Genomic DNA, 13,495 nt, shown 5'->3' with positions numbered 1-13,495 from the left:
CAATGGATGACCCGCGGGATTTTCATAAATGCAGGGAGGCCGCATCAGGCGGGCAAACAGCCGGCCCCCAAGGTTAGATTAATTATATTTTCGCCCTATGTTGACCACGAATAAGGCCCTGGGGGAGGGTTTACCCTCCCTTTAAATTAACAGACCAGAAACAAATAAAACCATTTAAGAAACATTTTCCCGAGCTAAACACTCCATTGCAATACATGTTATGGCTGCTGCGCCATATCAATATGTCCCATTCCATCCCCCCACTCTGACTGGCAATGGGCGCCTGGCATGGGAGGCCGGGATCAACGATGTTCATGTTCCATTTGAGTGGCAACCGCCACCCGGTTCCAGGCATTGATGGTGATGATCTGCATAAGACACTGGGCCAGCAGGGCATCCCCAAGCAGTTGTTGTGCTTGTCGATAGGTGTGTTCGGTGACGCCCTGCCCGGCAATCAGGGTCACCTCATCGGTCAGCGCCAGGACGGCGCGTTCACGCCCATCGAACAGCGGAGACTCACGCCAGGCCGCCAGCGCCAGCAGCCGCTGGGGGCTCTCTTGCATCTTCATCGCCACCTCGGCATGCATCTCAATGCAATAGGCGCAACCATTGATCATGGAGGCGCGCAGCTTGATGAGCTCCTTGAGGTTGAGGGGAATGTCCGTGCTGCCGAGATAGGATTCGAGGCCCATCATGGCTTGGATGGCGGCGGGGGCCTGGCTGGCCAACTGGATACGGTCTGACATTGTGGTGCTCCTGTGGGAGAGATGCCCGATGTTGGGCGACAACGTCATTGTCCATCCACGCACTGGCAAATAGAATACAGCTACAAACTGCAATAGTTTTGCGTTTATCGCAAAGGAGTCACAGTGCTGGATCGTGTCCGTATCCTGGCCCAGGTGGTTGAGTCAGGCAGCTTCTCCCGCGCCGCCCGGGCCCTCAATCTGGCCCCCTCCTCGGTAACCCGTACCATAGACAGCCTGGAAGCCCAGCTGGGGGTTCCCCTCTTCAAGCGCAGCACCCGCCAGCTGCTGCTGACCGAACAGGGGGAGTATTTCCTGGCCCGCTCGGTGCGACTGCTGGAGGAGGCCGATCAGCTGGTGCAATCCCTCCAGCCTTTGCACGAAGCGCCCAGCGGGCCGCTGCGAGTCTCGGTATTCGAGAGTTTCGGCGCGGCTTGCCTCTCGCCGCTGCTGCCCGAATTTCTGGCTCGCTACCCCCAGGTGCGTCTCGAAGTCGAACTCGATAACCGCCTGGTGGATCTGGATGCCGAAAACGTGGATGTGGCAATCCGTATTGGTCGCCCGGCCGACAGCAGCCTGCATGCCCGCCATTTGCTCACCAATCGCTCCCTGCTGGTCGCCTCCCCCGCCTATCTTGCCCGTCATGGCGAACCCGCCACGCCACACGAGATAGCCGGACACAACTGCCTGATCCGCGGCCATGGCCGCCAGCGTCAGCACTGGTATTTCAACCAGGGCTCACAGCAGTGTCGGGTCGCCGTGCAAGGCAACCTCACCTCCATTGGCGGTACCCCGCTGCTCGATGCAGCCCGGGCCGGCTGCGGGCTCTTGTTGTTGTCGAGCTGGATGGTGCAGCGCGGGATCAATGAGGGGAGCCTGCAGCGGGTGCTGCCGGGCTGGCAGGCTTCCCCCTATGAGAGCCGCAACGACGAGATCCATGCGGTGTTTCGCGGTGGTCGTTTCCTCAGACCCCAGGCCCGTGCCTTCATCGATTTCCTGGCCGAGCGGATCCCTGCCTTGCAGGACGGCCCCTCATAACCACATGGCGAGCGGCATGAAACGTCAATCTTGGCGAGCGGGCAATGAGGGAGAACAACTGGGGAAGCAGAGCGCGCAGATGGCCTGCGCGCTCAGGAGAGATCAAAAGGTGGCGGCGGCCGATAACCCGGCCTTGGGGTCTTCGCCGAAGCGATTGGGGCCAGCCTCTCCCTCACAGACCATGAAATAGAGGAAAACGAGGGTGCCCACCACCGGGATCAGGTTGATGAGCAGCCACCAGCCACAGCGGTCCGTGTCATGCAAGCGACGCACCCCGACCGCCAGACTCGGCAGCAATACCACCAGGGAGTAGAGGTTGGCAATCTGCTCCTTGAGGCCAATCAACTGGCCGAGCAGACTCAGTACCAGGGCTATCCCCAGGTTGCAGAGCACAAACATCCAGTACTCCTTGCGCCTCGCTCGTCCGCTAAAGACGGCGTATTGCTTCATGACGGTCAGATACCACTCCATAACACCTCCAGATGATGAACAAAATGAACGGTTTACACTTGGCTTCCCTAGCCTAGTCCCACTGCTTGCTCCAGTCGATCAGCGTCTTGCGATAGAGGGCGAGCAGCGCCTTCGCATCGACGGCCACCCCGACGTCCTGAGCCCGGAAGCGCGCCCAGTCGTCATGGGGATGACGCCTGTCATCAAACTTCTGCAGGGTGTGGCCGATGGCTGGCCCCGAAGTGATGACCCGCACCGGCCCCCGGCGCAGGGTAAAGAGCGCCGGATTGATGACATAGGCGATGGCCGAGGGATCGTGCACATGACAGCCATCCATGCCGATCCGCTCGGCATAGAAGCGCAGGTAGAAGCGACTGACGTCCCAGATGAAGCGGCCCGCCATCCCGGCCTCATCGCGCAGGGCATCCAGATAAGCCCCACTGAACAGGCTCTGCTGAGTGACGTCCAGCCCTATGATGACCAGGGGCCAGTCGGCGGTGAAGACAAGATCGGCCGCCTCGGGATCGTCGTGGATGTTGGCCTCGGCATAGGGGGTCACGTTGCCGCGGTGACCGTTGACGCCGAAGGCGCCCCCCATCACCACCACCTGCTTGACCAGGCTCACTATCTCGGGGGCCTTTTCAAGGGCCAGGGCCAGATTGGTGAGCGGACCTATGGTCACCAGGGTGATTTCGCCAGGGGCGGCCTTGAGCTGTTCGACGATGTACTGCCAGGCGGGACGGGGATCCGCGCTCAGGCTCGGCTCACCCGCCTCGACATCACCGAAACCATGGAGCCCGTGCACCACTGTGGTCGCCCCCACCGGGGGGCGCACCAGCGGCGCGGCGGCGCCTTGGGCCACATCGGCCTTCATGGCGAATTGCTCCTTGAGCCAGAGGGCGTTGCGGGTGCCATCGGCGATGGTGGCATTGCCAAAGACGGTGGTGATCCCCACCAGCTCGATGGCGGGATGGGCCTCGGCAAAGAGGATGGCCATGGCATCGTCGATGCCGGGATCCGTGTCCAGGATGATCTTGGTGGTCATGATAGGCTCCAGCTGGAAAAGGATCCCAGTGTAGCGAGTCCCTTCCATTCTGTCCGGGGCCCGCTCACACTTGTCCTTCTGAAAAACCTTGTCTGGCCGATTTGACGGCCCTGCCCCGTTTTTATGGCGCCCGGCCTGTTATAGTCGTCCGGGTACGGCGCCTCGCCATGCTGATGCGCCCTGTCCGGCTCCTGGCCGGTCTCTCCTCTCCCAACCAGGTGGACAGCTTATGGACAACCGACTCTCCCTCGCCGCCCTGCTCACGCTCAGTCTGCTCACCCCGACGGCAGCCTGGGCCGTGCCGGTACGCAGCCTGCAATCCGATCAGGATTACGGCCAGATCATCAGCAAGCGTCAGGTGGTTGATCAACTGCTCGGCGAGGCCAAACAGATCTTCGACTCCCCGGCCCGGGTCTCGGATGCGGGCTTCACCGCCAAGATGCCGAGCAACATGGAGCTCATCACCAACCGGCTGCTCGAAGCCTACCAACTCGAACCCTATCGCACCGACCTGCTCATCTCGGCGGCCAACACCCAGATTTACAACGGCAAGATTGACCGCGCCATCTCCCTGTTTGAACAGGCCCTGGTCGCGGCCCCGGATGATGTGGACTTGCTCTCCTACCTCGCGGTCTGGCAGCGCTTCAAGGGCAATACCGAACGCGCCAATACCTACCTCGGCCAACTGACGGCACGTAACCCGGGGCGCGAGGCCGACTTGCAGCGCATCTTTGCCACCATAGACAAGGTGGTCAAGACCCCGCTCAAGGAGCGGGCCGCGCGGGATCAGGACAAGAGTGGACGGCGCGCCATCGTCACCCTGGGCTATGCCCTCAACCCCGATGGCAGCATGAACGACATACTGCTCGGCCGCCTCGACACCACCCGCGCCCTGGCCAAGGCCGACCCCCAGGCCCTCATCATAGTGAGCGGCGGCGTGCCCCAGAATCGTCAGACCGAGGGCAAGCAGATGGCCGACTGGCTGGTGAGCAAGGGGATCAGTCGCTCGCGCATCATCGAGGAGAATTATGCCACCAGCACGGTGGAAAATGCCCTCTACAGTGCCTGGGTGCTGGCCCGCCATCAGATAGACAGCGCGACCCTGGTCAGCTCCGCCAGCCATGTGCGTCGTGGCCAGACCCTGCTCGAGATAGCCTGCTGGCAAACCGGCCCGGCCAAGATCCGCATCGACAGCGTCAGCTACCCGGACAAGCCCATCTCCAGCCTCGCCAAGGTGGAAGAGAGCGAGCTGCAAGGCATCTACCGCGACGCCTTGCGCACCTATGGCATGTGGAGCTATCGCTCGGCGCCCCTGCTGGAGCGCTGATGCGGCATGGCCCTTGTCGACCGATGATGAGGGTTCGCTTGCACCCACGCTGCGCGGCCATCTCTGTGGCTCAGCCACATAACAACGAAGGCCCCACTGCTGGCAGTGGGGCCTCTCTCATATCACGTCGAGCGCCCTGTGAAATAGGCGACTTCGCTCAGTGGCGCTTGTGACCCGAAGGCTGCTTGGACAACGGGCTGCGGTAATCCCCGTAGGGGAACACATTGCGCACCCGCTGTGCGATGGGCTCGGGGATGGAGCGGGAGAAGACGAGACGCACCCCGTCGCCATCGCGCACACCCCGAATGCGACCCCGCAGCGACTCTCGTTTCAGGATCTGCTCGAGTTGCGTGATGAAGGCGGGCGGCACCTTGCCCTTTTGCATCGTCAACTTGCCATGAGCCAACCTGAGGTCGAACAGGGGGCCGCGGCCCAGTTTGAGCAGCCACCAGATGAGGGCGATGCCCACCAACAAGGATATCCAGGCCATCTTGTCTCTCCTTAAACACCATGAACTTGACTCAGCATAATCCTTATATCGCCCGCAGATAAACCCTCAACGCATGACGTTGCGGACAACGGTGACCATGACCACGCTACCTTGCGCGGCCCCTACGGCTCTTGGTCGCCAGGGAAGGGGAGCGAGCCCGCTCAGACAGATGTTCATCTCGGGCTGCCGCGGCGTGTGTGCCGATGGCGGCATCCTGACAAACGCTGGAAAAAACCGCACTCGCACCGGGCAGGCTTGTCGGCACCCGTGTCAGGATGGTATCTCTGGGGCCAGACTCATGATGAGGGGAAAACCTTGTACCAACTGATCACAGTGGCCCAGCAGCGCAAGATGCCCTGGAAAAATGGCAAGGGCAGCACTGCCGAAATAGTGATAGCCCCGGCGGGCAGCTCCCTGGCCAAACTCGATTTCGATTACCGGCTGAGCACGGCCCCCATCAAAGAAGCTGGCCCCTTCTCCCCCTTCCCCGGTTATGCCCGCATCCTGTTACCTGTCAGCGGCGCCGGTTTCGTGCTCAACGGCCACCCCTATGCCACCTTCGAGGCGGCCCATTTTAGCGGCGACGATGAGACCCACTGCGCCTTGCTGAAAAAAGAGGTGACGGATCTCGGGCTCATCTATGACGCAACCAAGTTGGATGCCAATGTGCGGGTGCTGACCCTGCCCTTCTCCGTGCCCCTGACCCTGGAGTCTGCCCACACCTATCTGGTCACCCTGCTGGAGGGAAGCCTCAAGGTGGCGGAGCATGACCTCGCCAAGGGGGATACCCTGCTGGTCAGCGCGCAAGAGAGCATCATGCTCGAGTGCAGCAAGAAGGCCACTATTGCCTTCTTTACCCTGCGGCAACTTACAACGGCTGATACCAGACAGTAACCCCACATAGCCTCATAAGAATCTTTTGTACAAAAAGCACACGAGGCGCGCTAGCATGAGTCCCATCAATCAGGAGGGACTCTTATGCAATACATATTGGAAGGTTTTGATGCTCTTCCCGCCAACCCTACAGAAGAAGAAAAGAGCAATGTTCAGTTACGCAAACGAGTAAAGGACATTCTCGAGGCACAGGGTTACGTTCAAAGCCAAGATCTACTAACTCCTGGCACTTTCAAGAGCCATGTTGCTTATGAAGATCTCTATGGCACAACCGCATATAGTGCTTTTGTTATTTGTCATATGACAGGGGGTCTTACTCGTATAGAACCTCATCAGCAACAAGTCTCAGGCTCGGTGGATCGCAAGTTTCCCTTTTTCTTGCTCAGTGCCCAGAGAGCTCCAGAGCCAAATGTATTGCTGCTCATCGAAGGGAAAGGACATAAAAAAGCTGCCTTTGACTGGCTTTGTAGAGAGGCAAGAGCGTGCCAGTCCAAACAGATTATGTGCAAAGACCTAGCCGAGTTTGAACTCTGGTTATAAAAAAGCCGGGCAAGCCCGGCTTCTCTCATCTTGAGCCTCGCAATCAACCGACCTTGAAACTGCCTTTCATCATGGCCCAGTGGCCGGGGAAGGAGCAGAAGAAGGTGAGATCCTTGCCCGCCATCCCCTCGGTCGGGAAGGTGACGCTGGTGGTTTCACCGCCACCAATCAGCTTGGTGTGCGCCAGCACACGGGCATCATCCTTGGGCAGGTAGTGATTGTCCGGCCCCGCACTCATGCCAGCGGTCGCCACGTCCTGGAAGTCAGCCGTGGTGGTCAGCGCCCAGTTGTGTCCCATGGCCGTGATCGGCAGCTTGCCGGTGTGCGTCAGGTTGATGGTCACCTCTTTACAGGTTGCCGGTACGCTCAAGGCCTTGGCGTTGAACTGCATGGCGTCGTTGGCTTCCACCGCCAGGGTACACTCATCGGCAAAAGCGGGCGCCGCCAGGGCACTCAGCAACAACAGGGGAATTACCTTTTTCATCATCCTCTCCTTTGGTTGGCAGACGATAGCCACAGTATTGCCTGGCCAGCTCGGGCCTTGGCAGACAAAGATGCTGTCTGAATCGGCCTTATTGTACTCATTGGGTTCCAATCAACCAGGGTTTAGTCCCAAAACTGCGGGCCAGATCACCGCCTGACGCCTCGCCCTTTTCCCCCAAGCTCAGCAATGCTTAATTTTACTGCCCCCGAACCAGGCGCCGGGCTCGCATCCCCCCTTGCCTTGCCTTAAGCTCTGCCCCTTCATGCCCCGGCTCCTCTGCCGGGCCCCGGATGAGAGAGGTGTTGATGTTAGTTCCTGCCTTGCGGCCCGGTTTCGGCCTGCTATTGGTCTCGTTACTCGGTATGCTGCTGACCGCTTGCCAGCCCAAGCCCCCAACGGCAACCCGCCTGCAAGGCCAAACCATGGGGACCTACTACGGCCTGACGCTGCCCGGAGGCTACCCAGGCGGCGATCCCGCCCTCAAGCAGGATATCGAAACCCTGCTGGGCCGCATGAACAAGGAGATCTCCACCTACGATCCGGACGCCCTCATCTCCCGTTTCAATCGAGGGCCGGTGGAACCTGCCACTGAGATACCGGCCGAGATGGCGCGCATCGTCCAGCAAGGCATAGACGCAGGCCAGCTTACCCAGGGCAAACTGGATGTCACCATAGGGCCCCTGGTCAATCTGTGGGGCTTTGGCCCGGACAAGCGACCAGTCAAGACGCCGAGCGAGGCCCAGATTGCCGCCGCCCGCCAGCGGGTCGGTATCGACAAGCTGAGCCTGACCCGGCAAGGGGAGAAGTACCTGCTTCGCAAGTCGATCCCGGATCTCTATCTGGATCTCTCCACCCTGGGAGAAGGGGCCGCCGCCGATGCCATCGCTCGGCTGTTCGATGACAAGGGTATCGAGGATTATCTCATCGAGGTGGCGGGCGCGGTGCGCAGCAAGGGGGTCAATGGCAAGGGCCAACCCTGGCGCATAGCCATCGTCGAGCCCTCGGACAAGCCAGGGGCCTTCTCTGACATAGTCATGCCCCAGGGGATGGCGGTGAGTACGGCAGGCAGCTATCGCAACTACTACGAGCAAGACGGCGTGCGCTACTCCCACATCATCGATCCCGCCACCGGCCGCCCCGTGACCCATCGATTGGTGTCGGCCAGCGTCATCACCCAAGATGCCCTCGAGGCGGACGCCCTGGATACCGCCCTGGTGGTGATGGGCCCGGAGCAAGCCATGGCCTTTGCCAAGGCGCACCAGCTGGCGGTCTATCTCATCATCAAGATGGATGAGGGCTTCAAGGCCGATTACAGCCCGCAGTTTGCGCCCTATCTGGTCAAGTAGCCCTGCCGACTAAGCAAGATGCCGGGCCCATCACGGGCCTGGCAACTCCCCCACCTTTGCCAATTGCCTGATCCCGAACTTTGGTGGCACACTGACCTATCCCAGCCTCAAGACCCAGAGCCATGCCGACCCAGGACCCCGACCTCTCCGCTGGCGATGCGCCGCCCAAGCCTGCCCCCGTCAAGCCCCTGCGGCTGCTGTTGGTCGACGATCAGCGCGCCTTCCAGGTGATGATGAAGGCCATGCTGCAGAACATCGGCATCAATCGCATCAACTTTGCCAACAGTGCCGAGGAGGCGCGGCGCCGCTGCCAGAAAGAGAGCTTCGATGTCTATCTGTTCGATTACGATCTCGGGGGTGGGGAGAATGGCCGCCAGCTGCTGGAGAGTCTGCGCGACAAGGGGCTGATCCCGCCCCAGAGCGTGGTGATCATGATCAGCAGCGACAACTCCAGGGCCATGGTGCTGAGCGCCCTCGAGGTCGAGCCCGATGACTACCTGATGAAACCCTTCTCCCAGGAGCAGTTCAAGTTTCGGCTGCGCCGGGCACTGGCGCGCCGTCAGGCACTGGAGAGCGTGTTCCGGGCGCTGGCCGAGGACAAACCCGAACAGTTGATCCGAGCCTGCGCCGAGCGGGCCGATGCCCTCCCACGATTTGCCAACTTCTGCCGCTGCCTGCAGGCCGATACCCAGCTCAGGCTGGGCCAGGCCAAGGAGGCGCGCAGCCTGATGCGCCAACTGCTGGCGGGTCAGGAGAATGGCTGGGCCCGGCTCACCCTCGGCAAGGCATGCCATACCCTGGGGCTCAATGAGGAGGCGGTGAGCCATCTGCAGGCGACCCTCAAACACCATCCCCTGATGGTGGAAGCCTATCGCTGGCTGGCCGAGGCGCAGCTTGCTCTGGGGGAGGAGGAGAGTGCCCAGCGCGAGCTAAAACGGGCGGTGGAGATATCCCCCCACTCCGTGCTGCTGTCGCGCCGTCTGGCCGAAATCTGCCTGCAGCGTCACGACTACGCCCAGGCCCGGGATGTGCTGCTCACCCTCATCGACCTGTCCCGCAACTCCATCCACAGAACCCCTCACTATCTGGGGGCCTACATCCAGTGCCTGACCCTCTATGCCCTCAACAGCAATGACGGCTATCACATCGCCAATCTGCAAAAGCAGGTCAACTCGGCGCTGTCACGCATCCGCGACTCCCTGATGGTGAGCGAATTCAACTACCCGGTGTTCGAGCAGATCTGCCAGGCCCGGGTGCAGGTGGCCCTCGGCCAGCTCATCAAGGGCAAGAAGATGCTCTATCGCGCCAACCAGCATTGGCTGGATCAACCGGCCAGCATGCCGGTCGCCCTGCTCGGCGAGACGGTGCTTGCACTCTATCAACTCGGCGAGTTCGAGTACGCCGAGAGCCTGCAAGACCTCCTGGCCGAAGACGAGGACCGGCTGCTCACCATCTGCATCCAGGCAACTCGCAATGACAAGACGGTGCAGGAGCGGCGTCAACGTTACCAACAGCTCAATGAGCTCGGCATCAAGGCCTATCAAGGGGGAGAGTTCGAGCAGGCCCTGACCCACTTTCGTGAGGCGCTGCGCCGCGCTCCCGCCAATACCGGGGCCGCGCTCAACAAGATACAGGTGCTGCTCAAGCTCATCGAGAAGCACCGCAAGAGCCCTGAATTTCCGAGCGAATGCAAGGAGACCCTGGCCATGCTGGATGGCATCCCCCTCAATCCCGCCCAGCAGGAGAGATTCCGCAAGCTGCGTCAGGAGTTCAGCCAGAGCCAATGAGGGGCCAGGCTTCGGGCTTGCATCGGCCCGGGATTCCTAGTCCAATAGTCACCTATAAAAACGACATGAGCACATCGACATGAAGATCATCTCTTTCAATATCAATGGCCTTCGCGCCCGTCTTCATCAGTTGCAAGCCATCATCGACAAGCACCAGCCGGACGTGATCGGCCTGCAGGAGATCAAGGTCCACGACGACGCCTTCCCGGTGGCCGACGTGGAAGCCATGGGCTATCACGTGGCATTCCATGGCCAGAAGGGCCACTACGGGGTGGCCATGATGAGCAAGCAGAAGCCTCTCTCCGTGCAAAAGGGCTTTCCGACCGACGCCGAAGATGCCCAGCGCAGGATGATCATGGCGAACTTCCAGCGCGAAGACGGCTCCATCATCACCATCATGAACGGCTACTTCCCCCAGGGTGAGAGCCAGGATCACGAGACCAAGTTCCCGGCCAAGAAGAAGTTCTACGAGGACTTGCAACACTACCTGGAGACCCACCACAGCCCGGATGATCAGCTGGTGCTGATCGGCGATGTGAACATCTCCCCCACGGATCTCGACATCGGCATCGGCGAGGCCAATCGCAAGCGCTGGCTGCGGGACGGCAAGTGCTCCTTCCTGCCGGTGGAGCGCGAGTGGATGGAACGCCTCAAAGGCTTCGGGCTGACCGACACCTTCCGCGCCGCCAACCCCACCGAGTGCGAACGCTTCTCCTGGTTTGACTACCGCTCCAAGGGCTTTGACGAAAACCGCGGTCTGCGCATCGACCTCATCATGGCGTCCAATGCCCTCAAGGACACAGTGACCGAGACCGGTATCGACTACGAGCTGCGCGGCATCGAGAAACCCTCGGATCATGCCCCCATCTGGGCCTGCTTCGCCTGATAAGGAGGCCCCTTCCCGGCCTCTTGCCTGGCCCCAGGTTCGACCTGGGGCTCATGCCTCTCCCGCCTGTGCCCTGCCCCTCTTGCTTGCATTGTTGATGCTTGTCATCAAACCCCAGGCTTCGCCTTGACCTTACTCTGACGGCAAGCTTTATAGTGAAGCCATCCCTCGTCAGGAAAGTCCCATGCTGTCATCGAGATTGCCCACAGAGCGCATTGCCCGGCTGTTGCTGGGGCTCTTGCTCGTCTGCAATCTGACTCTCTGCATCAGCTGGCACGCAGCCCCCATCGCGCAGCCGGCCGCACTTCAGATGAGCCATGACGCCATGAACCATGGATTCACGGGGGCCGACCATGGCGCTCCTCCTCATTCAAGTACCCTGATGGCCGATGCCGACCACCCTGCTCCCCCCCTCGGCTGCCATGCCGTCAGCGGCGATCAGAGCCCCCATGATGAGTGCCAGTTGCAGTCCGTGGTGGGTGCCACCCTCTCGCTGTTGCTGGCTCTGTTGCCCCTGCTGGCCCTGCCCTTGCTGCTCTGGTTTGGCCAACGAGCGCTGCCCCAGCGCCTCGGTCTCTGGCTGCGCAATCCCTTCCTCTGGGAACAACGCTGCCACCCTCCCTCCTGGCCTCGCCGCCACCTGATGCTGTCGGTGCTGCGCCACTAGCCACACTTTCTCCCTGCCTGTTTTGTGCAAGACGTGCCCTCGGCCGACCTTGCACGACGTGCTGTGCGCCAAGGACCCCGGTCTCTGACGCCCCTTTCCGCCCAACGCTATCGCTGCATCCCTGACACAAGCAACCCGCCCTCGGGGTTGCCGACCAGGATGCGCCTTGGCCGCGCGGCTCGACCAGAGAGAAGAAGTATCATGTCAGCAACCAATATTGCCCTGCGCCCCTGCGCCCCCGCCTCCTGCGCCGGAGGCTTGTCATGACCAAGACACTGCCGCTATCCCTGCTGCTGCTCGCCCTCGGCGCCGGTGGGGGTTACTGGGCCGCCAAACAGAGCACGGACAGTGGGGCCAAAGAGAAGGCACCGCTCTACTGGGTCAATCCCATGGATCCCCGTGACAAGCGCGATGGCCCCGCCAAGGACAACATGGGCATGGATTTCCTGCCGGTCTATGAGGAGCGACAAGATGGCTCTCCCGGCACCCTCACCATCAGCCCGGAGATCCAGCAAAATCTGGGGGTCAGGCTGGCCAAGGTCGAGTTGGCCCCCGCCTATCAGCAGATAGAGACCGTGGGTTATGTGGGATATGACGAGGAGAGGCTAGAGGCTATCAACGCCCGCATGGCAGGCTGGATCCGCACCCTGACCATCAAGAGCGAGGGGCAGAAAGTGGCCAAAGGCAGTCTGCTCTACGAGATCTATGCCCCGGACCTGGTCAATGCCCAGCATGAGTACCTGCTGGCCATGGGCAGCAACAACCCCCTGCTGCTGCGCGCCGCCACCGGTAAACTCAAGGCCCTGCAGGTCCCCCTCGAGCAGATTGAGCAGCTCAGGCGCAGCCGCAAGGTGAGCGAGACCATCCGCATCTATGCCCCGAGCAGCGGTTATATCTCGGATCTCAAGGTGCGCGAGGGTCAATACGTGGAGCCCGCCGCCGCCCTGTTCAGCCTCGGTACCCTGAGCCAGGTCTGGGTCAGCGCCGAGGTGTTCGAGCGTCAGGCGGGCCAGCTCAAGGTGGGCGATCCCGTCACCATGAGCCTGGATTACGCCCCGGGCCGCCGCTGGCAGGGCCGGGTGGATTACCTCTACCCCACCCTGGACGCGGGCAGCCGCACCCTCAAGGCGCGACTGCGCTTTGACAATAAAGACGAGTTCTTGAAACCGAACATGTTTGCCAAGGTGAGCATTCGCAGCGGCCATGGTCGGCCCCGTCTATTGGTGCCAAGCGAAGCGGTGATCCGCACCGGCAGCCAGGACCGACTGGTCCTGGCGCTGGGCGAAGGGCGCTTCAAGTCGGTGGCGGTCACCCTGGGGGCCCAGTTTGGCGACCAGCTGGCCATCATCGACGGGGTCGAGGCCGGGGACAGCATAGTCCGCTCGGCGCAGTTCCTGCTCGACTCGGAATCGAGCATAGATTCGGACTTCCAGCGCATGACGGCGCTGCGTCCCAGCCAGGTCTGGACTCAGGGTGAGGTGCAGAGCATCGATCTTGCCAACCGCACCCTGGGGGTCGCCCACCAGCCTATCCCCGAGTGGCAGTGGCCTGCCATGGAGATGGATTTCGCCGTGGCGGAGGGGGTCGACATGAGCCAGCTTGGCCAGGGTCAGACCCTGCATCTGCAAGTGGAGCAGGAGGGGGACCAGTACCGCATCACCACCATAGAACCGGAGAAATCCACCACGGCACCCTCGACCGACCGGCCAGCGCCAAAGGTCAGCAGTGCCCCCAAGGATGGGATGGAAGGGATGGATCACAGCCAGCATGACATGGGGGCCAAGCCATGATCCCGTCG

Annotated in this window: 14 protein-coding genes; 9 read left to right on the top strand and 5 right to left on the bottom strand. The window is 61.3% G+C overall.

The window, feature by feature from the left end; translation table 11 throughout:
* Positions 1–302: 302 nt before the first annotated feature.
* Complete coding sequence (locus BN1130_RS03160) at positions 303–746, bottom strand: carboxymuconolactone decarboxylase family protein (protein ID WP_042040278.1); 444 nt, start codon at positions 744–746, stop codon at positions 303–305.
* A gap of 123 nt (positions 747–869) precedes the next feature.
* Between BN1130_RS03160 and BN1130_RS03155 the strand changes: the two genes are divergently transcribed.
* A complete protein-coding gene (locus BN1130_RS03155; RefSeq protein ID WP_042040276.1) occupies positions 870–1,781 on the top strand; it encodes a LysR family transcriptional regulator in 912 nt (303 codons plus the stop codon).
* A 102-nt stretch (positions 1,782–1,883) separates the two neighbouring features.
* Here the strand turns inward: BN1130_RS03155 and BN1130_RS03150 are convergent, their stop codons facing one another.
* Both BN1130_RS03150 and BN1130_RS03145 read right to left on the bottom strand, forming a co-directional pair.
* Entirely contained in the window at positions 1,884–2,252 is a 369-nt protein-coding gene (locus tag BN1130_RS03150) for a DUF805 domain-containing protein (RefSeq protein WP_042040274.1), read from the bottom strand.
* Positions 2,253–2,304: 52 nt separating this feature from the next.
* Entirely contained in the window at positions 2,305–3,276 is a 972-nt protein-coding gene (locus tag BN1130_RS03145; protein ID WP_042040273.1) for a nucleoside hydrolase, read from the bottom strand.
* A gap of 229 nt (positions 3,277–3,505) precedes the next feature.
* Between BN1130_RS03145 and BN1130_RS03140 the strand changes: the two genes are divergently transcribed.
* Positions 3,506–4,603, top strand: a complete 1,098-nt coding sequence (locus tag BN1130_RS03140) for a YdcF family protein (protein ID WP_042040272.1) — start codon at positions 3,506–3,508, stop codon at positions 4,601–4,603.
* 157 nt (positions 4,604–4,760) lie between these two features.
* On the opposite strand, the gene BN1130_RS03135 is transcribed toward BN1130_RS03140, so the two are convergent.
* Positions 4,761–5,093 carry a DUF3634 family protein gene (locus BN1130_RS03135; RefSeq protein WP_042040271.1) on the bottom strand — a complete coding sequence of 111 codons (333 nt, stop codon included), beginning with the start codon at positions 5,091–5,093 and terminating at the stop codon, positions 4,761–4,763.
* Positions 5,094–5,444: 351 nt separating this feature from the next.
* On the opposite strand from BN1130_RS03135, the gene BN1130_RS03130 reads away from it, so the two are divergent.
* Together BN1130_RS03130 and BN1130_RS03125 are read left to right on the top strand one after the other, a co-directional pair.
* Entirely contained in the window at positions 5,445–5,987 is a 543-nt protein-coding gene (locus BN1130_RS03130) for a HutD family protein (protein WP_042040307.1), read from the top strand.
* 84 nt (positions 5,988–6,071) lie between these two features.
* On the top strand, positions 6,072–6,527 hold the full coding sequence (locus tag BN1130_RS03125) for a PD-(D/E)XK nuclease superfamily protein (protein ID WP_042040270.1): 456 nt from the start codon (positions 6,072–6,074) through the stop codon (positions 6,525–6,527).
* 43 nt (positions 6,528–6,570) lie between these two features.
* Here the strand turns inward: BN1130_RS03125 and azu are convergent, their stop codons facing one another.
* Positions 6,571–7,011 carry an azurin gene (gene azu / locus BN1130_RS03120; protein WP_042040269.1) on the bottom strand — a complete coding sequence of 147 codons (441 nt, stop codon included), beginning with the start codon at positions 7,009–7,011 and terminating at the stop codon, positions 6,571–6,573.
* A 305-nt stretch (positions 7,012–7,316) separates the two neighbouring features.
* On the opposite strand from azu, the gene BN1130_RS03115 reads away from it, so the two are divergent.
* The 5 genes from BN1130_RS03115 (at position 7,317) to BN1130_RS03095 (ending at position 13,487) form a co-directional block, all read left to right on the top strand.
* On the top strand, positions 7,317–8,357 hold the full coding sequence (locus BN1130_RS03115) for an FAD:protein FMN transferase (RefSeq protein ID WP_084218110.1): 1,041 nt from the start codon (positions 7,317–7,319) through the stop codon (positions 8,355–8,357).
* A gap of 122 nt (positions 8,358–8,479) precedes the next feature.
* Positions 8,480–10,144: a tetratricopeptide repeat-containing response regulator gene (locus BN1130_RS03110; RefSeq protein ID WP_042040267.1), complete on the top strand. Its 1,665-nt coding sequence runs from the start codon at positions 8,480–8,482 to the stop codon at positions 10,142–10,144.
* A 79-nt stretch (positions 10,145–10,223) separates the two neighbouring features.
* Positions 10,224–11,030: an exodeoxyribonuclease III gene (xthA, locus tag BN1130_RS03105; RefSeq protein ID WP_042040266.1), complete on the top strand. Its 807-nt coding sequence runs from the start codon at positions 10,224–10,226 to the stop codon at positions 11,028–11,030.
* Positions 11,031–11,214: 184 nt separating this feature from the next.
* Positions 11,215–11,697 carry a hypothetical protein gene (locus BN1130_RS03100; RefSeq protein WP_042040265.1) on the top strand — a complete coding sequence of 161 codons (483 nt, stop codon included), beginning with the start codon at positions 11,215–11,217 and terminating at the stop codon, positions 11,695–11,697.
* A 263-nt stretch (positions 11,698–11,960) separates the two neighbouring features.
* Complete coding sequence (locus tag BN1130_RS03095; protein WP_042040264.1) at positions 11,961–13,487, top strand: efflux RND transporter periplasmic adaptor subunit; 1,527 nt, start codon at positions 11,961–11,963, stop codon at positions 13,485–13,487.
* Positions 13,488–13,495 lie beyond the last annotated feature (8 nt).

Source organism: Aeromonas rivuli (assembly GCF_000820045.1).
Taxonomy (GTDB): domain Bacteria; phylum Pseudomonadota; class Gammaproteobacteria; order Enterobacterales; family Aeromonadaceae; genus Aeromonas; species Aeromonas rivuli.
The sequence above is the reverse complement of the archived record's forward strand: the minus strand, read 5'-3'. Positions and strand labels throughout refer to the sequence as shown.